The organism is Microbacterium sp. P5_B6, assembly GCF_056400345.1.
The window spans coordinates 97,921-120,430 of sequence record NZ_JBFULL010000002.1 but is presented as its reverse complement, the minus strand read 5'-3'; the positions used below and the strand labels follow the sequence as shown (position 1 = coordinate 120,430).

Below are 22,510 nucleotides of genomic sequence, written 5' to 3'. Positions count from 1 at the left end.
GTTTCACATGGGTTCGGCAACAATTCATGGGTTCGCGAGTCCTCGTCGGGGGCTGGGCGCGGTCAGGGGCGGTATGCCGGCTGCATGCAGGCTGAGCCCGCAGATCGCGCGGCCTTCAGACCAGGTCGGCGATGTCCGTCGTCGGCAGCCGGCACGCGAAGTCGCGGCAGTCGTAGGCAGTGGCCCGGCCATCGCGCTGCCGCTTGTCGGCGAAGAGCTCGAAGCCGGCCTCGGCCCACGCGGCGGCCTGCACCGGCGTGACCACGGCGACGACGTCTGCGACCAGCCCCCGGGCAGCGCGGGCGAGGGGATCGTCCGGGTCGCGGGCGACGACCACGACCTGCCGCGGCGGCACCGCCAGCGTGGCGGCCGACCGCAGCAGCGCGGCGTGCGCGAGCGGCTGCTCGAGCGCACCGGCAGCGTGCTCGCCGATCAGTCGCTCAGCGAGCACCCGCGTCTCGCCACGGCCGAGCAGCCACAGCGCGATCGCCGCACCGGCGATCGCGGCGACGCCTGAGGGCTCGTCTCCGTCGGAGGCGGCATCCGGAGCGATGACTCCGCCGGCCGCGAGCACCGGATCGATGCCGGCGGGCGCCGTGAGCGCACCGTCGTCACCGACGCACGCCGCCACGAGCTCCTGCGCGCGCAACGCGAAATGCGGTTCTCCGAGCGCGACGGCGAGTGCCACCAGCCCATCGGCGAGCTGTCCGTGGTCGGCGACCGTCGCCGGAGCACGTGACGCCACCCCGTCGAGGGATGCGCGCACGAGCAGGCCATCGGGGGCGACGTTCGTCGCCAGCACCGCGTCGGCCGCCCGGTGCGCCGCCTCGAGCCACTCGGGCTCGCCGAGCCGCACGCCGGCGCGGGCCAGGGCGCCGATCGCGAGGCCGTTCCAGCCGGTCACCACCTTTCCGTCGACGGCGGGAGGCTCCAGATCACGGCGGGCTGCGGCATCCCGCTGGTAGTACCCGCCCTCGCTGCGCCGGCCGTCGATCCACGACTCCGAGTCCTGCGCCGCCGCGAACCCGCCCCCCGCGCGCTGCAGCACGTTCAGGAGGAACGACGCGATGCCGCGTGCGGTCGCCTCGTCGCCGGCATCCACCGCGACGTCGAGCAGCTGCGCGTTGTCGGTCAGCATCCGCTCGTAGTGCGGCACCGTCCAGTCGCGGCGCGTCGCGTAGCGGAAGAACCCGCCTTCGACGGGATCGCGCAACTCGGATGCCGCCATCACCGCGAGCGCGCGGTCGGCGACGGCGGATGCCTCGGGCGCATGCTCGCGGACCAGCCGGCCCTGCAGCAGCCGCAGCGCGGTCGCCACCGGGAACTTCGGCGCGGCAGGGTCGCCGCCCCAGAACCCGCCGAACTGCGGGTCCTCGCGGGCAGCGAGCGCGCGAGCCGCCTCGACGATCGCTTTGGCCGTGGGAGGCCCACCGCCCTCGGCCGCCGCCGAAGCCCGGACATCGCGGAGCGCCTCGGCGATCGCGGCGGCGGTTCCCTCTGCGTGCTCGCGGCGCTGTGCCCACGCCTCCTGCACGGCGTCGAGCACCTGGCCGAACGACGGCAGCCCGCCGCGAGCAGACGGCGGGAAGTAGGTGCCGGCGTAGAACGGCCCGCCCTCGGGCGTCGCGAACACGCTCAGGGGCCAGCCGAGGTTCTGGGTGAAGGCTCCGGCCGCCGCCATGTACGCCGAGTCCACCTCGGGATGCTCCTCGCGGTCGACCTTGATCGCCACGAACTGCGCGTTGAGGCGCTCGGCGAGCGCGGCATCCTCGAACGACTCCCGCGCCATCACGTGGCACCAGTGGCACGTGGAGTATCCGATCGAGATGAAGACGGGGACGTCCCGCCGCCTCGCGTCGGCGAACGCCTCCTCGCCCCACACGTGCCAGTCGACCGGGTTTCCCGCGTGGGAGCGCAGGTACGGACTCACCGATGCGGACAGGCGCGGGTTCACAGCATCCTCCCTCAGCTCACCTCGTCCGGGTGCGCGCTGACGCGACCCGAACCGTCGCCCGGATCCATCGCGTCGATCGCCGCCACCTCGTCGTCGCTCAGCTCGAAGTCCAGCACGTCGAGGTTCTCCTCGAGACGCTCGCGGCGCACCGACTTCGGGAAGACGATGAAGCCGCGCTGCAGGTGCCAGCGCAGCACGACCTGCGCGGGCGTCTTGCCGTGCGCCGAGGCGGCGTCCGCGACCGCGGACGCGCCGAACAGGTCGTACTTGCCCTGACCCAGTGGACCCCATGCCTCGATCCGGATGTCGTTCGCGGCGGCCCAGTCGGTGACATCGCGCTGCTGGTAGGCGGGGTGCAGCTCGATCTGATCGACGACCGGCACGACACCCGTCGCCGAGACGATCCTCTCGAGGTGCGGAACGAGGAAGTTCGAGACTCCGATCGAGGTCGTGAGACCGGCATCCCGCAGCTCGATCATCTTCTCCCACGCGTGCAGGTAGTTGCCGGCCGCAGGCGTCGGCCAGTGCACGAGGTAGAGGTCGACGCGATCGAGCCCCAGCTTCTCGAGGCTCTCCCCGATCGCCGCGCGCGGCTCGTCGCCGTCGTGACGGTCGTTCCAGAGCTTCGTCGTGATGAACAGCTCGTCGCGCGGGATGCCGCTCCCCGCGATTGCGGCTCCCACCCCCTCCTCATTGCCGTAGATGGCCGCTGTGTCGATGTGGCGGTAGCCGACCTCGAGCGCCTCGCTGACGGCACGCTCCGTGTCGGCCGGAGGCACGCGAAAGACTCCGTAGCCGAGCTGGGGGATGTCCGTGCCGTCATTGAGCTTCACCGTGGGAATCGTCATCCGCCCAGCCTAGAAGCGCTGTCGCGCGGCGGATCGGGGGGTGCGAAAACAGGAGATCTGGCGTATGCACCGTGTGCGGCTCGCGCGCCCGGCCGGAAACAGCCGATCTGCCCCAGCCAGGCAGTTTGCGGCGGGATCAGCCTGTGTCCGGCAGAACACCTGTCTCGGGATGCCGCGGTCGGCGCCGCACTCAAGCCCGAGGCGGATCTACGATGGAAGGCTATGTCCGCGCCCGAACCCGTCATCGTCTATCCGCCGGAGCTGCCGGTCAGCGCCGCACGGGACGAGATCGCGCGTGCGATCCGGGACCACCAGGTCGTGATCGTCGCCGGCGCCACCGGATCCGGCAAGACGACGCAGCTGCCCAAGATCTGCCTCGAGCTGGGCCGGACGAGCATCGCGCACACCCAGCCCCGCCGGATCGCCGCGCGCACGATCGCCGAGCGCGTGGCGGAAGAGCTTCAGGTGCCGCTCGGGTCGACGGTGGGCTACAAGGTCCGCTTCACCGACAAGGTGTCGGCCGACACCCGCGTCGCCCTCATGACCGACGGCATCCTGCTCAACGAGATCCATCGCGACCGGATGCTGCGCCGCTACGACACGATCATCGTCGACGAGGCGCACGAGAGGTCGCTCAACGTCGACTTCCTGCTCGGCTACCTCACGCGGATCCTTCCCAAGCGCCCAGATCTCAAGGTCATCATCACCTCGGCGACGATCGACCCCGAGAGCTTCGCGAAGCACTTCGGGCGCCCGTCCGCGGGTGCCGGGTCGGAGATCATCCCCGCGCCGATCATCGAGGTGTCCGGTCGGACGTACCCCGTGGAGATCAGGCATCGCCCGACCGTCTCTGAGGGAACGGAGGGAGCGGATGCCGCGCCCCGCGCCGGAGAGCCGGACGATGTCGACGGCATCGTCGCCGCCCTGCGGGAGCTCGACCGCGAGCCGGCCGGCGATGTACTCGTCTTCCTGCCCGGGGAGGCCGAGATCCGCGATGCGACGGATGCCGTCAGAGGCATGTATGCAAAGGATGCCGCTCCCACCGAGGTGCTCCCCCTCTACGGCCGCCTGAGCTCCGCGGAGCAGCACCGGGTGTTCGAGCGGTCGGCCGTCGCCGGGGTCAGGCGCCGGGTCGTCCTGGCCACCAACGTCGCGGAGACGAGCCTGACCGTGCCCGGCATCCGGTACGTCATCGACACCGGCACGGCGCGCATCTCGCGCTACAGCAACCGCAGCAAGATCCAGCGGCTGCCGATCGAGGCGGTCTCGCAGGCCTCTGCACAGCAGCGGTCGGGGCGCGCGGGGCGCACCTCTCCGGGCATCGCGATCCGGCTGTACTCCGAAGAGGACTTCACGCGGCGCGAAGAGTTCACCGAGCCCGAGATCCTGCGCACGAGCCTCGCGTCGGTCATCCTGCAGATGCTGTCGCTCGGCTTCGGCGACATCTCCGCGTTCCCGTTCCTCACTCCCCCCGACTCGCGGGGTGTCAAGGCGGCGTTCGATCTGCTCGTCGAGCTCGGCGCGGTGCGCGAGCAGCGGGGCGAGAGTCCACGCCTGACCGACCTCGGCCGGGAGATCTCGCGGCTTCCGATCGACCCGCGCTTCGCCCGCATGCTCATCGAAGCGCGGCGCACCGGGGTGCTCCGCGACGTGCTCGCGATCGTCGCAGGGATGTCGATCCAGGATGTCCGCGAGCGGCCTGAGGAGCGCCGCGAGGAGGCCGACCGCCTGCACGCGCGCTTCACGGATCCGACCAGCGACTTCCTGAGCCTGCTGAACCTGTGGAATCACCTGCAGGAGCAGCAGCGCCTCCTCGGGTCGAGCGCCTTCCGCCGGCTCTGCCGCGCCGAGCACCTGAACTACGTCCGCGTCCGGGAGTGGGCGGACGTCCACCGCCAGCTCGGCGCGCTGCTCGGTCGCCCGAAGACGAAGGATGGCGAGGCCGACCCCGAAGCGATCCACAAGGCGATCCTCTCCGGGCTGCTCTCGCACCTCGGCATCCTCGACGAGCGCAAGCCCGCGGGGCCGGCGCAGCGCGGCCGGGGCGATGCGCCCCCGAAGGGGCGCCAGCCCGCCCGCGAGTACGTCGGCGCGCGGGGCACGCGCTTCGCGATCTTCCCCGGGTCGGGACTGCGCAAGCAGGCCCCCGCCGCGGTGATGGCCGCCGAGCTGGTCGAGACCTCGCGCCTGTTCGCTCGCACGGTCGCCGCCGTTGACCCCGCGTGGGCCGAGGAGCTCGCGGGCGACCTCGCGAAGCGCTCGCTGAGCGAGCCGCACTGGTCGAAGACGGCGGGAGCGGCATCCGCCTACGAGAAGGTCACCCTCTTCGGCGTCGAGATCATCCCCCGGCGTCGTGTGCAGCTGTCGCGCTTCGACCGGCCGCTCGCACGCGAGCTGTTCCTCCGCCATGCGCTCGTCGAGGGCGAGTGGGACGCCGCCGCGCTCGACAAGCGACTCGCCGCCTTCGAGCGCCGCAATCTCGAGCTGCGCCGCCGGCTCGAGAAGATCGAGGAGCGCGAGCGCCGACGCGACATCCTCGCAGGCGACGAGGCGGTCTTCCGCTTCTACGACACCCGGATCCCGCGGGACGTGTTCGACGTCCGCTCCTTCGAGGCCTGGTGGCGGGATGCCTCGACCCGCACCCCGCGGCTGCTCGACATGTCCGAAGCGGACCTCGCCGGCGACGTGCAGCGCAGCGACGAGCGCGACTTCCCTGCGCGGTGGCGCCAAGGCGATCAGGTGCTCTCGCTCGCCTACCGCTTCGAGCCCGGCGCGCCCGACGACGGGGTGACCGCGATCGTGCCGCTGGCGCTGCTCGCCCAGCTGCGCCCGGACGGTTTCGACTGGCAGGTGGCGGGCATGCGGGACGAGCTCATCGCCGGCCTCATCCGGTCGCTGCCGAAGGCGATCCGCCGCCACGTCGTCCCCGCCGCCGACTGGGCTGCGCGCTTCGCCGAGGAGCTCGACGGCCAGGGACCGGAATCGCACGACGGCCTGCCCCCTGCGAGCCTTCGCGGAGCGCTCGCTGTGCGCATCCAGCGCATCGCGAGCCAGCCGGTCACCGAGGCCGACTTCGATCTCGAGCGCGTCCCCGGTCACCTGCAGGTGTCCTTCCGCGCCGTCGACGAGCGGGGCCGCCCTGTCGGCTCCAGCCGGGATCTCACGGACCTGCAGGCACAGCTCGCAGGCCGGGCACGGGCATCCGTCAGCCGTTCTCTCAGCCAGACACAGCCCGAACGCCGTCGCGGACCGCTTCCGCAGCCTGCCGCAGCACCGGCCGTCACATTCGCCGAGCAGGCGGGCCTCACCGACTGGACGTTCGGCGACCTGCCACAGGTCGTCGACACGAGGGTGGCCGGCGGCGTCGTGCGCGGCTATCCGGCGGTCGTCGACGAGACGACGAGCGTCTCACTGCGGATCGAGACCACCCCCGAGGCCGCCGCTCGCGCGACTCGGGCGGGGGTCCGCCGCCTGGCCCTGCTCGCCGTGCCCTCACCGGCCTCGTACGTGCTCGAGCACTTGACGTCCGCCGAGAAGCTGGCCCTCGCGGCGTCTCCGTACCCCTCCGCCAAGGCACTCATCGAGGACGCGCGCGTAGCGGTCGCGGACGCCGTCATCGCCCGCACGGCACAAGACATCGTGCAGACGCGCGCGGAGTTCGAGGCGGTCCGCGACGCGTTCTCGGCGGCTGTCGTGGAGGAGACGTTTCAGACCGTGTCGCTCGCGGCGCGCATCCTGACGGCGTCCCGAGAGGTGGAGCGGGCGGTGCGCGATCAGAACTCGCTCACCCTGCTCGGCGCCCTCAACGACGTGAAGACCCAGCTCGCAGGGCTCGTCTACCCCGGATTCGTCGCCCGGACGGGAACGACCCGGCTCGCCCATCTCCCGCGCTACCTCCGTGGCGCACTCGACCGCATCCGGGGCCTCGCCGAGAACCCGGGCCGCGATCGCCAGCGGATGACGGAGTTCGAGCGAGCGGCGGCCCTCTACGCCGAAGCGGGCGGGGTGATCCCGGCGCCGCCCGAGGCTCCCGCCTCCATCGCGCACGCCCGCTGGCTGCTCGAGGAGTATCGCGTGAGTCTGTTCGCCCAGTCGCTCGGGACCGCCGAGCCGGTTTCGCTCCAGCGACTGCAGAAGACCCTCCGCGAGGCGTGACCGGGGCACGCGCGTCACGCGCCGGGCTGGCTGCCGCGCCGAAAACAGGCGCTCTGCCGTGTGCAGGCCCTGTGCGAGCAGATCAGCCTGCGTCCGGCAGAACGCCTGTGCCGGGATGCTGGGGGGTGGCACTCCGCGAGGGCTGAGGTCCACACGCACGTCGCGCCGTAACTTCCCCGCAGTCCGCCGGAATACTCACCCGACCCGGAAAGGTTGCCCCTGACATGGCACACGCGATCACGTACACAGAGTTCGGCGGACCCGAGGTCCTCACCCTGACCGAGACACCCGACCCTCAGCCCGGACCGGGCGAGATCGCCGTCCGCGTCGAGGCGGCCGGTGTGAACCCGATCGACTGGAAGATCCGCTCCGGCGCCCGTCCGACCGGCGCGATCACCGAACCTCGCACCGTGGGCTCCGACCTCGGAGGCGTCGTCACGGCCGTCGGCGCCGACGTCGACGGGTTCCGCGTCGGCGACCCCGTGGCCGCCTTCGGGGCGCGGGCCGCGTACGCGACCGACACGGTGATCCCCGCGGCGAACGCCTTCCTCCGCCCGCCGACCGTCTCGGCCGCCGAAGCCGCCGCACTCGGCGTCCCGGTCGGCACCGCGTACCAGACCCTCCGCTCGCTGGGCGTCCGCGCCGACGACACACTCCTCGTCCACGGAGGGTCGGGTTCGGTCGGGCAGGCCATCATCCAGTTCGCCGGCATCTGGGGGGCGACCGTGATCGCGACCGCCTCCGAGGCTCGCTTCGACCGCGTTCGCGAACTCGGCGCGACCCCTGTCGCCTACGGCGAAGGTCTGGCGGACCGGGTACGCGGTGCGGCGCCTCAGGGCGTGACCGTGATCGTCGACGCCGCAGGCACCGACGAAGCACTCGAGAGCTCCGTAGAGCTGCTGGACGACAAGAGCCGCATCGCGACGATCGTCCGGGGACGGGATGCCGCGGGCTACGGCATCCGCGCGTTCAGCGGCGGCAGCCCCGAGCCGCTGACGGCCCAGCAGCTCGCGTGGCGTGCCGAAGCGGTGCCGGTCGTGCTGGCGCTGCTCGGCGCGGGCGCCTTCTCGATCGAACTCGGACCTGCCTTCGCCCTCGCCGACGCGGCGCATGCCCATCAGGCGGTGCAGGACGGCGTCTCGGGGAAGGTGGTCCTGGTTCCCTAAGCGGAGACCTCACCGCGAGGCGTCGGCCCCGTCGCCACGGGACGGCCCGGAGTGTTGGACCACTGGCTCCACGACCCGGGGAAGACGGCGACCTCGACCCCGGCGACCGCCCCGGCCAGTGCGAGATGCGCGGCGGTCAGCCCGGAACCGCAGTATGCGGCCACGGGCGACTCGTCCGTCACCCCGGCACCGGCGAGGGCTTGGCGGATCGCCTCGCGGTCCGCGAAGCCCTCGCCGTCCAGGTACGCGCCCGCGGGCAGATTCACCGCCCCCGGGATGTGGCCCGCGATCGGGTCGTACGGCTCGGTCTCGCCGCGATACCGCTCGGGTGCGCGCACATCGACCAGCACCCCGCGAGCGGGCCACGCCTCGGCCTCGTCGATCGTCGCGACTCCCCCGGTCAGCGCGCCCAGCTCGACCGAGCCTGGCGCGGGCGTCACCTCGCCCGTCTCGAGCGGAAGTCCCGCCGCCTTCCACGCCGCCAGCCCGCCGTCGAGCACCCGCACGTCCTCCATCCCGGATCGGGCCAGGAGCCACCAGGCCCGCGCGGCGGACACCGACCGATAGTCGTCGTAGACCACCACGGAATCTCCGGAATCCAGCCCCCAGCGGCGCGCGGCGTCCTGCAGCACGTCGCGGGACGGGAGCGGATGCCGGCCCTCCGACGGGTCGCCGTGCGTGGCGAGCTCGGTGTCCATGTCGACGAAGACGGCTCCCGGGAGATGGCCTGCGACATACTCCGAACGACCGTCCGGCTGCTCGAGGCGGTACCGGACATCCAGCAGCCGAATGACGTCGCCTGCCTCCAGGCGCGTGTGGAGCTCGTGGACGGAGATGAGGGGAAAGGTCGCCATACCGGCATCCTCACACGGCAGGCAGAGGCGAGCGGCCGCGATTCGCGCTGAAACAGTGCGAAACAGCATTCCGCCGCGGGGCATCGCGCGTGTGACGATATGCGGATGACCGACACGCCCTCCTCGCGCCCCGACACCGGCGGCCAGGCATCTGCGCCTTCCGGTTTCGCGACGCTGCAGGTGCAGGCCGGGTACCGGCCGGGCGTCGCGCAGAACACCGCGATCCCGCCGATCTACCAGTCGAACGCCTACGAGTTCGCGTCGCTCGCCGACGCCCGCGACGTCTTCGCGCTCACCAAGCTCGGCAATGTGTACAGCCGCAACGCCAACCCCACGCAGCTGGTGCTCGAAGAGCGCATCGCGAAGCTCGAGGGCGGCCGCGCCGCCGTCGCCGTCGCCTCCGGGCAGGCGGCCACCGCAGCGGCGATCCTCGCCCTCGCCTCCCGCGGCCATCACGTCGTGGCCGCCAAGCAGCTCTACGGCGGCACGATCGATCTGCTCGATGACTCGCTCGCCGATTTCGGCATCGACGTCACGTTCGTCGACCAGGACGACTTCGACGGCTGGCGGGCCGCCGCCCGCCCCGAGACGCGCCTGTTCTTCGCCGAGTCGATCACGAATCCCCTCGCGACCGTCCTCGACGTCCGCCGCATCGCCGACATCGCCCACGAGGTCGGCGTGCCCCTGGTGGTCGACAACACCGTCGCGACCCCGTACCTGCTGCGTCCGGGCGACTTCGGCGCCGACTTCGTGGTGCACTCCGCCACGAAGTACATCGGGGGCCACGGCATCGCCCTCGGCGGGCTCGTCGTCGACATCGGATCTTTCGACTTCGGCGCCGACCCCGAGCGCTGGCCGCAGTACACGAAGCCGTATCCCCGTTTCGGCGACCTGGTGCTCTGGGATCGCTTCGGCCCCGAGGGACTCGCCGTCGCGGTGTACATCAAGACGAAGTTCGTGCACGACTTCGGCCCGACCCTGTCGGCGTGGGGCTCGTTCCAGTTCCTCCAGGGACTCGAGACGCTCGACCTGCGCATGCACCGGCACAGCATGTCGGCGCTCGCCGTCGCCGAGTTCCTCGAGGCGCATCCGGCCGTCGCCCGCGTGCATCACCCCGGACTCCCCTCGAGCCCGTGGCACGCGGCAGCCGAGCGCTACCTGCCGCGCGGCACATCGGCGGTCTTCTCGTTCGATCTCGCCTCCTCGGGAGATGCCGACCTGGATTGGGCGCGCATCCAGCAGGTCGTCGACGGCCTCGAGATCGTGAAGCTCGTCGCCAACATCGGCGACGCACGAAGCCTGGTGAACCACCCCGCGTCGATGACCCACAGCCATCTGACACCGGAGCAGGCCGCTGAGAGCGGCATCTCGCCGACGACGCTCCGGCTCTCCATCGGCCTGGAGGACCCGGCGGATGTCATCGCCGATCTCGCGCGCTCGCTCGATGCGGCTTTCACCGCCCACCCCGAGGCTGCGCTGGGCCGCAACCTCCGCGAGCCCGAGCACCGGTAGCAGCGCAGGGTGTCGCTACGCTCGACACCATGACTTCACCTGATTCGACCGGTCTCCGCTGGGGAATCCTCGCGACAGGCGGCATCGCGCACGCCTTCACGCGGGATCTGCGCACGGCGGGCCTCCACGTCGCCGCCGTCGGCTCCCGCCGTGCCGAGGCATCCCGTGCCTTCGCAGACGAGTACGGCATCCCGAACGCGCATGATTCCTACGAGGCGCTCGTGCAGGACCCCGACGTCGACATCGTCTACATCGCGACCCCGCATCCGGCCCACGCCGACAACGCCATCCTCGCCCTCGAGCACGGAAAGCACGTGCTCGTCGAGAAGCCGTTCACGCTGACGGCGGCAGAGGCCGCGCGCGTCCGCGACGTCGCGCGAGCGAAGGGCCTCCTCGCGATGGAGGCGATGTGGACGCGGTACCTGCCGCACATGATCCGCATCCGCGAGATCGTCGCCTCGGGCGACCTCGGCGAGGTGCGCGCGCTCTTCGCGGACCACACCCAGAGCATCACGACCGACCCGACCCACCGCCTGAACGCGATCGAGCTCGGCGGCGGTGCACTGCTCGACCTCGGCATCTACCCGGTGTCCTTCGCCTGGGACATCCTCGGCGCACCGACGTCGATCACGGCGTCCGCCCAGCTGATCGAGACCGGCGTCGACAGCGAGGTCGCGACGACCTTCACCCACGCGGGCGGAGCGGTCTCGACGACGATCTCCGCCGCGCGGTCGGCGGGCCCCAACACGGCGCACATCCTCGGCACGAAGGCCCGCATCGACATCGACCGCACCTGGTACAACCCGACGACGTTCCGCGTCGTCGCGCCCGACGGGACCGTCCTCGAGGAGTACGTATCACAGAACGAGGGGCGCGGCATGCAGTTCCAGGCGATCGCGGCCGAGCGCTTCATCGCCGAGGGCAGGACCGACAGCGACCTGCTCGGAATCGACGAGACCGTCGCGATCATGCAGACGCTCGACGACATCCGGGCCCTCATCGGCGTCCGCTACCCCCAAGAAGGCTGACGTGCCCGATCCGACGACTCCCCGCGTGGCGGTCTACCTCGACTTCGACAACATCGTGATGTCGTGGTACGACCGGGTCCACGGCCGCAACTCGTACTCCCGCGATCGTCAGCGGATCAGCGAGGGCGGCGCCGCCGACTCGGAGATCGCCCAGCGCCTGAGCGCGGCGACCATCGACGTCGGCGCGATCATCGACTACGCGGCATCCTTCGGCACCCTCGTCCTGACGCGCGCGTACGCCGACTGGTCGGCACCGGTCAATGCGGTGTACCGCAGCCAGCTCGTCGCACGTGCCATCGATCTGGTGCAGCTGTTTCCGGCGGCGGCGTACGCGAAGAACGGCGCCGACATCCGGCTCGCAGTGGACGCGGTCGAAGACATGTTCCGCCTCCCCGACCTCACGCACGTCGTGGTGGTCGCGGGTGACAGCGACTACGTGCCGCTGGCGCAGCGGTGCAAGCGCCTCGGCCGGTTCGTCGTCGGGGTCGGGGTCGCGGGGTCCACCGCCAAGTCGCTCGCGGCGGCATGCGACCAGTTCGACTCGTACGACTCGCTCCCGGGTGTTTCTGTGCCGGTGACTGCCAAGACGACGGATGCCGCTGCTCCCGTTCGGGCAAAGCGGACAAAGAAGACCGAGCCCGATCCCTCCGGCGAACTGCTCTCGCGCGCCCTGCGCCTCGAGCATGAGCGGACCGACGAGGACTGGGTCCATCTCTCGGCCGTGAAGAACCTGCTGAAGCGCATGGACCCGTCCTTCACCGAGAAGGGCCTGGGCCACAAATCGTTCTCGGACTTCGTGAAGGCGCATCCGACCGTCGCCGAACTCGACGAATCGACGAACATCGTGCGGGTTCGTCTCGTCGGACGCTGACACCACCCCCCGCCTCCCCACCGCCCGCGTCACACCGCGGATGGGGCGGCTTCACCCTCCGGTGATCTGCCGAAACAGGGGCTTGCGCCGAGACCGGGTCGCAAGCAGCCCTGTCTCGGCGATACCCCCCGTCTCGGCGCCGGTGGGCGCGGGGGCGCCCACACACGACGAAGCTCCCCGGATCGATCGATCCGGGGAGCTTCGTCTTCGCGGGTGTGTGTGCCGCGGTCGGCCTGAGCCGGTTCCGGCGGCGCGGCCTCAGGCGGCGAACGGGATGGAGCCCACCAGCACGCCGACGGCGAGCATCACCAGCGAGACGATCGCCGCGCGCCACAGGACCTTCTTGTGGTGGTCGCCGAGGTTCACGCTCGCCAGCGAGACGAGCAGCAGGATCGCCGGGACGAGCGGGCTCTGCAGGTGGACGGGCTGGCCCGTGATCGACGCACGCGCCATCTCCACCGGTGCGATCCCGTACGCCGAGGCGCTCTCGGCGAGGATCGGGAGGATGCCGAAGTAGAACGCGTCGTTCGACATGAAGAACGTGAACGGGATCGAGAGGATGCCGGTGATCACGGCCAGGTACGGGCCCAGCGACGCGGGGATCACGGTGGTGATCCAGTTCGCCATCGCGTCGACCATGCCGGTGCCGTTGAGCACGCCGACCAGCACGCCCGCCGCGAGCACCATCGAGACGACGCCCACGATGCTCGGCGCGTGGGCGACGATCTCGTCGGCCTGGCTCTTGATCTTCGGGAAGTTCACCACGAGTGCGACCGCGGCGCCGACCATGAACACGTACGGCAGCGGGAACAGGTCGAGCACGAGGAGCACCATCACCGCGACCGTGAGGATGAGGTTGAACCAGATGAGCTTCGGCCGCAGGGTCGGACGGTTGGGGTCGAGCATGGTGTCCGCCATCGCCGTGTCGGCGGCGTCGGGGAGGTCCGAAGCCAGCACCGCGGTGCGCGCGCCGGCGACGGTCACGAGGTTGCCGGTCCGCAGCGTCGCACGGGCGCCCGGCTTTCCGTCGCTCCCGCGGAAGATCTTCGGCGCCTGCAGCCCCTTCGAGAAGCCGTCGCCGTCCAGACGCGACGTGTCGATCGTGCCGATCCGGCGGCGCTCGCCGAGTCCCAGCATCCACGCGAAAGTCAGCGAGACGGCGAGACCGGCGGCGAGCGAGGGAAGCATCGGCACGAAGATGTCGGTCGTCTCGAGCCCGAGCGCTGTAGCCGCGCGGACCGTCGGCCCGCCCCACGGCACGATGTTCAGCGTGCCGTTCATGAGTCCCGCGACACAGGTGAGGACGACGGGGCTCATGCCGAGGCGCAGGTAGATCGGCAGCATCGCCGAGGTCGTGATGATGAACGTCGTCGAGCCGTCGCCGTCGAGCGAGACCGCCCCCGCGAGCAGGGCCGTGCCGAGAACCACCTTGGCGGGGTCATCGCCGAGCAGGCGCGTGATGAAGCGGATGAGCGGGTCGAACAGACCCACGTCGATCATGATGCCGAAGTACATGATCGCGAACATGAGCAGCGCGGCCGTCGGGGCCATCGTGCCGATCGAGTCGATGATCATGTCGCCCAGTCCGAGGCCGGCTCCGGCGAACAGGCCGAAGATCGTCGGCACCAGGATGAGCGCCACCATCGGCGTCAGGCGCCTGGTCATGATGAGCGCCATGAACGTGAGGATCATCGTGAATCCGAGGATCACGAGGATCGCCTCGGAGGGCGCGAACGCCAGGTTGTACCCCTCGTCGGCCGCGGCCGCCCAAGGGAGTGCTATCGGTTGCATCTCGACTCCTTCGTCTTCCACACCCGCGTGGTGTGCGATCCAGCGATGCTTTCAGGCATCCGCGCACGGCGCGCGCTATGTCGCATTGCCGCGGGTTCTGCGCGTACGGTTGGTTCAGCGCATTGTGCTCACGGAGTTTCGGAGGGGCACGGCGCTGAACGACGCTGACGAGGTGAGGAGGCCCCGTGCGGTTCGCGACCAGGGTTCTCGTCCTTCAGCTCGCCACCGTCGTCGCGGTCGTGGCTGTGTGCACAGCGGTCTTCGCGTTCCTCGCCATCCAGCAGCTGCGCGCCGAAGCCGGGGCATCCGCTCTCAACATCGCCCGGACGGTCGCCGAGGACGATGACGTCCGCAGACTGGTCGCGCAGTACTCCGCCGATCCCGGGACCCCGGATGCCGGGAGGCTCCGCGACGGCGAGCTGCAGACCCTGGCCACCGCAGTCATGGCGCGCACAGATGCCCTGTTCGTCGTCATCACCGACGATCACGGCATCCGATTGGCGCACCCCGATCCGCAGCGGCTCGGCGAGGTCGTCAGCACGAGCTTCGCCGAGGCGCTCGCGGGCGACGAGGTCGTGGAGTGGGAGACCGGGACGCTCGGCGAGTCGGCGCGAGCCAAGGTGCCGGTGAATCCCACGGGCGGCGGCTCCCCCGTCGGCGAGGTGAGCGTCGGCTTCGCGCGGGCCAGCGTCTTCGACGATCTGCCCGCCGTCGTCGTCGGCATCGTGGTGGCGGCCGCAGCCGCACTCGCCATCGGAGCGCTGGCCGCGCTGCTTCTCCGGCGCCGCTGGGAGCGGCTGACCCTGGGCCTGCAGCCCGAAGAGCTCGTCGGGCTCGTGCAGAATCAGGCGGCGGTGCTGGACGGCGTGGGCGATGGTGTGATCGCCCTCGACGATGCCGGGGTCGTCCGGGTCTGCAATGAGCGGGCCGAGCGGATGCTGGGCCTCGACGCTCCGGTCGGCCGGCGGCTCGACCAGCTCGGGGTGCCCCCGGAGGTCCTCCACGCCGTCGCGGAGCGCACGGCTCAAGACGGAATCGTCGTGGGTGACCGGGTGCTGTATCTGGACTCCCACGCGGTCGTGCACGACGGACGCACGTTGGGGGACGTCCTCATCCTCCGCGACCGCACGGACCTCATCGCCCTCGCCGAGCGCCTTGAGACCGTGCGCGCGATGACCAGCGCGCTCCGCGTGCAGCGGCACGAGTTCGCCAACCGGCTGCACGTCGCCACAGGCCTCATCGACGCGGAGCGTCCGGACGAGGCGCGGGCGTTCCTCGCCGAGCAGCTCGGCCGGGGGCCGGTGGACTTTCCGGTCGACGGGCTCGAGCGCGTGGAGGATCCTCTCCTCCAGTCGTTCCTGGGGGCGAAGGCGATGGAAGCCGGCGAGCGCGGGGTGGCCCTGCACATCGCGGACGACACGCTGCTGCACGGCACGCTCGTCGGGGCGGAGGACGTCGCAGCCGTGGTGGGGAATCTGCTCGACAACGCGTTCACAGCGGCCGTGCGCGGAGACCAGCCCCGTGAGGTCGAGGTGGCGCTGCTCGACGACGGCGACGCGCTGGTCGTGACGGTCGCCGACTCCGGCCCCGGCATCGAGGACGGGCGGGACGTGTTCGCGGCCGCCGCCGGCGCCGAACCGCCTCCGGATGCCGTGCACGGTCGCGGACTGGGTCTGCGCCTCGCGCGCGAGCTCGCCCGCCGCCGCGGCGGCGATGTGTGGGTCATCGAGATGAAGCGCGACGACGGCGGCGCCGTCTTCGGCGCGCGGCTTCCGGGGGTCATGTCCCCCCTCGCAGAAGGGACAGAACCGTGAGCGCAGGCATCCGGGTTCTCGTGGTCGACGACGACTTCCGCGTCGCCGGGCTCCACCGCGACATCGTCGCGAGCCGCCCCGGCTTCACCGCGCTCGAGCCGGTGGGCTCGCTCGGCCGCGCGCGAGCCGCCATCCGCGAGGGCGACCCCGACCTCCTCCTCGTCGATGCCTATCTGCCCGATGGCGACGGGGTGGGTCTGATCCGCGAGAGCGAGCGGGATGCCGTCATGCTCTCGGCCGCGGGCGACTCGCCCACGATCCGCCGGGCGCTCCGGGCCGGCGCCTTCGGCTACCTCATCAAGCCCTTCGAAGCGCGGGCCCTCGGCGATCTCCTCGACCGGTACGCCAGGTTCCGCAATCTGGTCTCGGGCGATAAGACGCTCAGCCAGGCGGAGCTCGACCGGGCGCTGTCGATCCTGCACGGCGGCGAGGCCCCCTCGCTCTCGCGGTCGGCCACCGAGCAGCTGATCCTGGAGTCGCTCGGCGACGAGGACGCCTCCGCGAGCGACGTCGCCGACCGGGCGGGCGTCTCGCGCGCGACGGCGCAGCGACATCTCGCTGCCCTTGCGGCGCGCGGCATGATCGAGGTGAAGCTGCGCTACGGCAGCACCGGGCGCCCGGAGCACCGCTACCGGCAGAAGTAGAGTCTTCGGCCGCGGGCTCAGCGGGCGGCCGGAGCGACCTCGGCGAGGAAGCCGAGCATCGCCGCATTGAAGGCCTTCGGCTGCTCCATGTTCGCCCCGTGTCCGTCCTTCGGGATGACGACGGCGCGACCCTGGGGCGCGAGAGCCGCGGCGGCCTCGGCATGGCTCGACGGCCACAGCTCGCTGTCGCCTCCGGCCACGAAGAGCACCGGCACCTCGGCGCCCCGGATGACGGCTCGCCAATCGGCCTTCGCGTGGTCGTTCAGCAGTGCCAGCTCGCCGGGTGTCATCTTCGGGTCGACACCCTTCATCGCACGCAGGAACCGCACGAGCCGCATACCGCGCTTCGCGATGGGCGTGCCCTTGCCCGTCTCGGGGATCGCGGACGCGAAGTAGGTGTCGATATTGGAGGCGTCGTACCCGTAGAAGCCGTGGGACCAGTCGTCGGTGTTGAGCATCTTCGGCGTCTGATCGACGATCACGATGGCGCCGATCCGCGAGGAGCCGAACTGCCGGACGTACGACCAGATCGTGTTGCCGCCCATCGAACCGCCGACGAGGACGGCGTCGCGCAGGTCGAGCGCCTCGAGCACTTCGTTCACGTCCTTCCCGCGCACCTCCATGTCGACGCCCGACGCCGGCCGATCGCTCGCCCCATGCCCGCGCAGATCGACCACGATCACGCGGTATCCGGCGGCCGCGAGCGGCTTCACCTGGTACAGCCAGCTGCTCGCGAGGGCCTTGAATCCCGCCAGGAGCACCACGGGCCGCCCCATGGGATCGCCGTACTCGGTGTAGTCGAGGCGGACGCCGTCGTGGGCGGTGAGAGAGGCCATCATGCTCCGTTCGGGAAGGCTTTGCCGGGGTTCAGGATGCCGCGCGGGTCGAGCGCCTGCTTGATCGACGAATGCAGGTCGAGAACCACCGGGCTCAGCTCTTCGGCGGCACCGGGGAGCTTGAGCAGTCCCACGCCGTGCTCGCCGGTGACGGTTCCTCCGAGTGCCCGGCAGTCGTCGACGATGCGGTCGAAGGCCCGCTTGGCGCGGCCTTTGGCATCGTCGTCGCCCTCGGGCGCGATGATCAGCGGATGCAGGTTGCCGTCGCCGGCGTGGGCGATGTTGGCGATCACGATGCCTTCGTCGGCCGCGGCCCGCTCGATGCGGGCGAGCATCTCGGGCACGGCGCTGCGGGGCACGCAGACATCTTCGGTCAGCACGGGCCCCAGTCGCTCCAGCGCCGGGTAGGCGAGGCGGCGGGCGGCGAAGAGGCGCGCGACCTCGGCGGGATCGGTCGCATGCTCCACCTCGGCCCCGCCGGCGGCGAGGAAGTGCTCGGCCATGCGGCCCGCGAGCTCCTCACCCCTCGCCCCCGGCTCGTCGACCTTGGCCAGCAGCAGCGCCTGGGCTCCCTCGGGGAGATCCCAGCCCTGCCACTCCGCCACTGCATGGAGACAGGTGCGGTCGATGAGCTCGAGGGCGGACGGGATGATGCCGGCGCCTGAGACGGCGGCCACCGCGCGACCGGCATCCGTCAGCGAAGCGAAATAGCCGACGATCGCACGCTCTTCGCGCCCGCCGAGCGGAAGGAGCTTCACCGTCACCTCGACGACGATGCCGAGGGTCCCCTCGGAGCCGACGAACAGCGACGTGAGGTCGTACCCGGTCACACCCTTCGCCGTCGTACGTCCGACACGCGCGATGCGTCCGTCGGCGAGGACGACAGTGAGCGCCAGGACGTAATCCCGCGTGACGCCGTACTTGACGCAGCAGATCCCGCCCGCGTTCGTTGCGACATTGCCGCCGATCGTCGAGATGGCCTGGCTCGCCGGGTCGGGCGGGTACCAGAGGCCGACCTCGGCGACGTGACGGCGCAGGTCGTCATTGAGCACGCCGGCCTGCACGACCGCATACCGCTCATCGACGTCGACGCGCAGCACCGCCGTCATCCGCTCGAGCGAGAGCACGACGCAGCCCTCGCTGGCGTTCGCACCGCCCGAGAGGCCCGTGCCGGCTCCCCGCGGAACCACGGGGACGCCGTGCTCGGCGGCGATGCGAACGGTCGCGGCGACATCCTCAGTCGATGTCGCGAACACGACAGCCGAGGGGATGCCGAACTCGGCCCACTCCGCGTCATCATGGCTGCAGCGCTCCCGCGTCGCGAGATCGAGGTCGACCGTCCCCTCGGGAAGCGCGGAGAGGAGTTCGGCGACGGCGGCGGCGGCGTTCATGGCGCTCTGATGCTACGACACGGGGCCCGTCGTGCTTCCCTCCGGATCGCCGGTGCGCGTCGTGCTTCGCGGCCTGCACCAGGCTCGCACTGCCGCAGGCATGATGCCGCATCGCTTCGCGACCATCAATGGGTTGAAACCTGAATCCTCCGTCAGGTATTGTCGGCAGACGGCATCCCCCGGCCGCGTCCGCGCTTTACAAGGAGGTATCCAGCGCATGGCATCCACCAAGACCACCGAGCCACCGGTGCAGCAGTCCAGCCTGAGACGAGTCGTCGCCGCATCGATGGCGGGCACCGTCGTCGAATGGTACGAGTTCTTCCTCTACGCGACGGCGGCAACCCTCGTCTTCAACAAGATCATGTTCCCGCCGTCGGAAGACCCGTACGCCCCGATCATCGCGGCGTTCGTCACGTACGCCGTCGGATTCATCGCGCGCCCGCTCGGCGGCATCGTCTTCGGTCACTTCGGCGACAAATACGGACGCAAGCGGCTGCTTCAGCTGGCGATCATCCTCGTCGGTGTCGCGACCTTCCTGATGGGATGCCTGCCCACCTTCGACGCGATCGGCTACTGGGCGCCCGCGCTGCTCGTTGCTCTGCGCTTCGCGCAGGGATTCGCGGTCGGCGGCGAGTGGGGCGGCGCGATCCTCCTCGTCTCGGAGCACTCCCCCGAGAAGACCAGGGGATTCTGGGCATCCTGGCCGCAGGCGGCCGTTCCGCTCGGCAACCTGACAGCGACCGTCGTGCTCCTCATTCTCAGCCGCACGCTCACCGAGGAGCAGTTCCTCGCGTGGGGGTGGCGCATCGGATTCTGGCTGTCGGTCGTGATCGTCGCCATCGGCTACTACGTCCGCACCCGCGTCACCGACGCGCCGATCTTCCTCCAGGTGCAGAAGGAGGTCGAGGAGTCGAAGCGGCTTCGCTACGGCGTCTTCGAGGTCGTCCGCCGCTACCCCCGCGGCGTGCTCACCGCGATGGGTCTGCGCTTCGCCGAGAACATCATGTACTACCTCGTCGTGACGTTCTCGATCACGTATCTCGCCGTCAAGCTCGAGGTGAACACGGCAGAGATCCTGGGGCTCGTCGCCATCGCGCACATCGTCCACGCGATCGTCATCCCGCTCATCGGAGGCCTGACCGACCGGATCGGCCGCAAGCCCGTCTACGCGATCGGCACCGTGCTCGCCGCCGGCTGGGGCTTCGTCGCCTTCCCGATGTTCGATACGAAGAACCCGCTGACCATCGTCGCCGCCATCTCGCTCGGCCTGTTCATCCACGCATTCATGTATGCGCCGCAGCCGGCCATCATGTCCGAGATGTTCCCGACCCGCATGCGCTACTCGGGGGTCTCCCTGGGCTACCAGGTGACGTCGATCGTCGCAGGGTCGCTCGCGCCCATCATCGCCACGGCGCTGCTGGCGACCTACGGCTCGTACATCCCGGTCGCGATCTACCTCGCCATCGCAGCGGGCATCACCCTCATCGCGGTCATCTCGCTGCGCGAGACGAAGGGCTCGTCGCTGCACGACCTCGACCGGCTCGATGAAGAGAAGCTCGCTGCTGACGAGGTCGCCGCCCGGGCCTGATCCTCGCGTCTCACGGGCCGCCTCGTCCTTCCGGGCCGGGCGGCCCTGTGCTGTCAGCCGGTGAGGATCTCGTCGACCCAGGCAGGCACGATCTCGGTGGCGCGGCCGGCGCGCACCTCATCGAACGGCACGATCCCCTCGCTCGGCACGAGGTTGAGCTCGACGGTGCGCGCCCCGAAGGCCGCCGCGAGCGCCACATAGCCGGCGGCTGGGTACACGGCCCCGGACGTTCCGATCGAGACGAACACGTCGCACGCGACGACCGCCTGCTCTATGCGGTCGAGGTCGTAGGGAAGCTCGCCGAACCACACGACGTCGGGGCGCAGCATCCGCTCTCCGCACGAAGGACAGGGTGGGCGGTCGATGAGGCCGCCGGTCCACGCCGGCCGCGCGCCGCACGCGGTGCACAGCGCCCGCCGCAGCTCGCCGTGCATGTGGATGAGGTGGCGGCTGCCCGCGCGCTCGTGCAGGTCGTCGACGTTCTGCGTCACGACCAGGAGCTCGCCGCCGACCGCGCCCTCCAGCCGGGCCAGCGCGCGGTGCGCCGCATTCGGCTCGACGGATGCCGCGGCCCGTCGCCGCTCGTCGTAGAAGCGCAGCACCAGGTCAGGGTCCGCCTCGAAGCCCTCCGGGGTCGCGACGTCCTCGACGCGATGTCCTTCCCAGAGGCCCCCCGCGTCACGGAATGTGGGCACGCCGCTCTCCGCCGAGATGCCGGCTCCCGTGAGCACCACGATGCGCATGGCACCATTGTGACGTGAGCGACGCCGCGTCCGGGAAGACACCACTGACCCGCCTGCCGGACGGGACCGTCAAGCAGATCGGTCCCCTGACCGGCACGAGGGTGTGGACGGTGCCCGGACGGGCGAATCGGCCGCTCGCCGCCCCACGCGACGAAGTGCGGGTGCTCGTGCCCGGCGATGAGAAGCGCCTCTGCGCCTTCTGCGAGGGCCGCTATCTCGAGGCCACGCCCGAGAAGGCGCGGCTCGTCGGCCCGGACTTCATGGAGCTCCGCCGGGTCCCGGCCTCGGAGCTGTTCGATACGACAGCCCAGTTCCGCCGCTTCGGCAATCTCTTCGAGATCGTGTCGGCCGAGTACTGGCGTGAGAACCACGGCTTCCGCCAGCCCGGCACGGTCGTCGCGTGGGCCCGGGACTACCTCCAGGATCCGGCGGGGCGCGAGCACATCGAACGGCTCGCAGAGATCCGGATGACGGCATCCGGAGTCCGTCAGAGCGTGGAAGAGGCGGCGCTGGACCTGGTCGGCGGCTCGCACGACGTGGTGGTCGCGCGCCGGCACGTCATCGACGGCGCCGAGACGGACGATCAGCTCGTGTCGTCCGGGGTCCTGACGCCCCGCGAGCATGCCGAGTACTTCGCGTTCACGGTGCGTTCCCTCGAAGAGATCGCGAAGGCGCAGCCGCACGCCGCCTACGTCGCGGTCTTCCAGAACTGGCTCCGCGCCGCCGGCGCGTCATTCGAGCACCTGCACAAGCAGCTCGTCGCCGTCGATGAGCACGGCCCGCAGGTCGACCACGAGCTGCGCCTCCTCGCGTCCGACCGTCATCTGTACCAGCATGCGATCGCCGACCTCGCCGTGGAGAAGGGCCTCATCGTCGCCGCGAACGAAGGCGCCGTCGCCTTCGCGGGGGTGGGGCACCGCTACCCGGCCTTCGAGGTGTACTCGAGGTCGGGGGCGAACCTTCCCCAGGAGCATTCCGCCGCCGAGGTTCGGGCGGTCTCGGATCTCGTGCACGCGCTGCACGCCGCCACGGGGGTGCACGTTCCCACCAACGAGGAGTGGCACTACCGGCCGCCTGGAGCGCCCTGGCCGATGCCCTGGAGGATCGTGCTCAAGTGGCGGATCTCCAACCCTGCGGGATTCGAGGGTGGCACCAAGATTCACGTCAACACGATCGACCCGTGGGAGCTGCGGCGCCGCGCGGTGGACGATCTTGGGCGACTCCGCAGCGACGGCATCCTCGCGGAGGGCATCCGGATCGGTGATGAGTGCCGCCCGGAGGACGCGCAGCTGGGCTACGCCGACTGACCCGACGG

16 protein-coding genes are annotated in these 22,510 nt (G+C 70.7%); 9 read left to right on the top strand and 7 right to left on the bottom strand.

Annotated elements, in window-relative coordinates:
• Positions 1–115: 115 nt before the first annotated feature.
• Both AC1DP3_RS02270 and AC1DP3_RS02265 read right to left on the bottom strand, forming a co-directional pair.
• The gene (locus tag AC1DP3_RS02270; RefSeq protein ID WP_477290886.1) at positions 116–1,954 is read right to left on the bottom strand and encodes a thioredoxin domain-containing protein; all 1,839 of its coding nucleotides are present in this window, start codon (positions 1,952–1,954) and stop codon (positions 116–118) included.
• Between the two features lie 11 nt (positions 1,955–1,965).
• Positions 1,966–2,802 (bottom strand): aldo/keto reductase, encoded by an 837-nt coding sequence (locus AC1DP3_RS02265; RefSeq protein ID WP_477290884.1) that lies wholly within the window; start codon positions 2,800–2,802, stop codon positions 1,966–1,968.
• A 222-nt stretch (positions 2,803–3,024) separates the two neighbouring features.
• Between AC1DP3_RS02265 and hrpA the strand changes: the two genes are divergently transcribed.
• Positions 3,025–6,957 carry an ATP-dependent RNA helicase HrpA gene (hrpA, locus tag AC1DP3_RS02260; RefSeq protein ID WP_477290882.1) on the top strand — a complete coding sequence of 1,311 codons (3,933 nt, stop codon included), beginning with the start codon at positions 3,025–3,027 and terminating at the stop codon, positions 6,955–6,957.
• Positions 6,958–7,181: 224 nt separating this feature from the next.
• Positions 7,182–8,123: an NADP-dependent oxidoreductase gene (locus tag AC1DP3_RS02255; protein ID WP_477290880.1), complete on the top strand. Its 942-nt coding sequence runs from the start codon at positions 7,182–7,184 to the stop codon at positions 8,121–8,123.
• On the opposite strand, the gene AC1DP3_RS02250 is transcribed toward AC1DP3_RS02255, so the two are convergent.
• Entirely contained in the window at positions 8,120–8,977 is an 858-nt protein-coding gene (locus tag AC1DP3_RS02250; RefSeq protein ID WP_477290878.1) for a sulfurtransferase, read from the bottom strand. The two genes, AC1DP3_RS02255 and AC1DP3_RS02250, sit on opposite strands and share 4 nt — an antisense overlap.
• Positions 8,978–9,082: 105 nt before the next feature.
• Between AC1DP3_RS02250 and AC1DP3_RS02245 the strand changes: the two genes are divergently transcribed.
• From AC1DP3_RS02245 to AC1DP3_RS02235, 3 genes are read left to right on the top strand one after another with little or no spacing between them, the layout of a single operon-like run.
• A complete protein-coding gene (locus AC1DP3_RS02245) occupies positions 9,083–10,489 on the top strand; it encodes an O-acetylhomoserine aminocarboxypropyltransferase/cysteine synthase family protein (protein WP_477290876.1) in 1,407 nt (468 codons plus the stop codon).
• A 29-nt stretch (positions 10,490–10,518) separates the two neighbouring features.
• Positions 10,519–11,517, top strand: coding sequence for a Gfo/Idh/MocA family protein (locus AC1DP3_RS02240; RefSeq protein ID WP_477290874.1), 999 nt, complete (start codon positions 10,519–10,521; stop codon positions 11,515–11,517).
• A 1-nt stretch (position 11,518) separates the two neighbouring features.
• Positions 11,519–12,388 (top strand): NYN domain-containing protein, encoded by an 870-nt coding sequence (locus tag AC1DP3_RS02235; RefSeq protein ID WP_477290872.1) that lies wholly within the window; start codon positions 11,519–11,521, stop codon positions 12,386–12,388.
• Positions 12,389–12,646: 258 nt separating this feature from the next.
• Here AC1DP3_RS02235 and AC1DP3_RS02230 read toward each other — a convergent pair whose 3' ends face one another.
• Positions 12,647–14,179 (bottom strand): CitMHS family transporter, encoded by a 1,533-nt coding sequence (locus AC1DP3_RS02230; protein WP_477290870.1) that lies wholly within the window; start codon positions 14,177–14,179, stop codon positions 12,647–12,649.
• Between the two features lie 185 nt (positions 14,180–14,364).
• On the opposite strand from AC1DP3_RS02230, the gene AC1DP3_RS02225 reads away from it, so the two are divergent.
• A complete protein-coding gene (locus AC1DP3_RS02225; protein ID WP_477290868.1) occupies positions 14,365–15,993 on the top strand; it encodes a sensor histidine kinase in 1,629 nt (542 codons plus the stop codon).
• The gene (locus AC1DP3_RS02220; protein ID WP_477290866.1) at positions 15,990–16,637 is read left to right on the top strand and encodes a response regulator; all 648 of its coding nucleotides are present in this window, start codon (positions 15,990–15,992) and stop codon (positions 16,635–16,637) included. The genes AC1DP3_RS02225 and AC1DP3_RS02220 overlap by 4 nt, the downstream gene beginning before the upstream one ends.
• Positions 16,638–16,654: 17 nt before the next feature.
• Here AC1DP3_RS02220 and AC1DP3_RS02215 read toward each other — a convergent pair whose 3' ends face one another.
• Positions 16,655–17,473, bottom strand: a complete 819-nt coding sequence (locus AC1DP3_RS02215) for an alpha/beta fold hydrolase (RefSeq protein WP_477290864.1) — start codon at positions 17,471–17,473, stop codon at positions 16,655–16,657.
• Complete coding sequence (locus AC1DP3_RS02210) at positions 17,473–18,864, bottom strand: FAD-binding oxidoreductase (protein WP_477290862.1); 1,392 nt, start codon at positions 18,862–18,864, stop codon at positions 17,473–17,475. Before AC1DP3_RS02210 ends, AC1DP3_RS02215 begins: the two co-directional genes overlap by 1 nt.
• Positions 18,865–19,081: 217 nt before the next feature.
• Between AC1DP3_RS02210 and AC1DP3_RS02205 the strand changes: the two genes are divergently transcribed.
• Positions 19,082–20,452 carry an MFS transporter gene (locus AC1DP3_RS02205; RefSeq protein WP_477290860.1) on the top strand — a complete coding sequence of 457 codons (1,371 nt, stop codon included), beginning with the start codon at positions 19,082–19,084 and terminating at the stop codon, positions 20,450–20,452.
• 53 nt (positions 20,453–20,505) lie between these two features.
• On the opposite strand, the gene AC1DP3_RS02200 is transcribed toward AC1DP3_RS02205, so the two are convergent.
• Positions 20,506–21,195: an NAD-dependent deacylase gene (locus AC1DP3_RS02200; protein WP_477290858.1), complete on the bottom strand. Its 690-nt coding sequence runs from the start codon at positions 21,193–21,195 to the stop codon at positions 20,506–20,508.
• Between the two features lie 14 nt (positions 21,196–21,209).
• On the opposite strand from AC1DP3_RS02200, the gene AC1DP3_RS02195 reads away from it, so the two are divergent.
• Positions 21,210–22,502 (top strand): DUF4921 family protein, encoded by a 1,293-nt coding sequence (locus tag AC1DP3_RS02195; RefSeq protein ID WP_477290856.1) that lies wholly within the window; start codon positions 21,210–21,212, stop codon positions 22,500–22,502.
• Positions 22,503–22,510: the final 8 nt, after the last annotated feature.